Annotated in this window: 1 tRNA gene and 2 rRNA genes (1 of these 3 cut by a window edge); all 3 read left to right on the forward strand. The window is 55.3% G+C overall.

Annotation, left to right across the window (positions count from 1 at the left end):
• Positions 1–864: ribosomal RNA gene (locus AC07UH_RS21385) — 23S ribosomal RNA — on the forward strand; it begins 2,030 nt to the left of the window's first position.
• Between the two features lie 217 nt (positions 865–1,081).
• A 5S ribosomal RNA gene (rrf, locus tag AC07UH_RS21390) occupies positions 1,082–1,196 on the forward strand.
• 122 nt (positions 1,197–1,318) lie between these two features.
• Positions 1,319–1,395, forward strand: a tRNA-Met gene (locus tag AC07UH_RS21395).

Genomic DNA, 1,395 nt, shown 5'->3' on the forward strand with positions numbered 1-1,395 from the left:
ATTCTCCGTGAAGATGCGGAGTACCCGCGGTTAGACGGAAAGACCCCGTGCACCTTTACTGCAGCTTCAGAGTGGCATTAGGAAAGAACTGTGTAGCATAGGTGGGAGGCTTTGAAGCGTTGGCGCCAGCTGACGTGGAGCCATAGGTGAAATACCACCCTGTTGTTTTCTGATGTCTAACCTCGTTCCGTAAGCCGGAACAGGGACCCTCTGTGGCGGGTAGTTTGACTGGGGCGGTCGCCTCCTAAAGAGTAACGGAGGCGCGCGATGGTGGGCTCAGGCCGGTTGGAAACCGGCTGTTAGAGTGCAATGGCATAAGCCCGCCTGACTGCGAGACTGACAAGTCGAGCAGAGACGAAAGTCGGTCATAGTGATCCGGTGGTCCCTCGTGGAAGGGCCATCGCTCAACGGATAAAAGGTACGCCGGGGATAACAGGCTGATAACCCCCAAGAGCTCATATCGACGGGGTTGTTTGGCACCTCGATGTCGACTCATCACATCCTGGGGCTGGAGCAGGTCCCAAGGGTTTGGCTGTTCGCCAATTAAAGTGGTACGTGAGTTGGGTTCAGAACGTCGCGAGACAGTTTGGTCCCTATCTGCCGTGGGCGTCGAAATTTGAGAGGAGTTGACCCTAGTACGAGAGGACCGGGTTGAACGTACCTCTGGTGTACCTGTCGTCGTGCCAACGGCGCAGCAGGGTAGCTATGTACGGACGGGATAACCGCTGAAAGCATCTAAGCGGGAAGCCTCCCTCAAGATAAGATTTCATAGGACGGTCGGAGACCACGACCTTGATAGATCGGATGTGGAAGTGCGGTAACGCATGGAGCTAACCGATACTAATTGTCCTATTCGCGCTTGAACAAGATTTCATCAAAGTATTACTTTGATGAAGCTTTGAGAGTCTCACACCATCAATGACAATCCTGGGTCACCAGCGAAACGTCAGCGACGGCGTGGATGATACAAGTCGAACGCCAGAACATACCTTCACAAAGGTGCATCGATTTTGAAAACCCGTCACAATGCAAATTGCGACGGGTTACCCCCAAGCCCGCTTCGCATCCGCCCGCTTCATTGCCTGGTGGCTATAGCGTCGGTGTCCCACCCGATCCCATCCCGAACTCGGCCGTGAAACCCGACTGCGCCAATGGTACTATCGCTCAAGCGATGGAAGAGTAGGTCGTCGCCAGGCATTGCAGCCGGCGGATACGAAGCAACACGCTTAGGGCAAAGAACCCATACACAATTCATCATCCGGTGACGGATGCCAACACCCCCGCCCAAACAGCGGGGGCGTTCGCGTCACAACCCTGTCGCGGGGTGGAGCAGCCCGGTAGCTCGTCAGGCTCATAACCTGAAGGTCACAGGTTCAAATCCTGTCCCCGCAACCA

The organism is Sphingomonas sp. GW821-FHT04B01 (assembly GCF_059420425.1).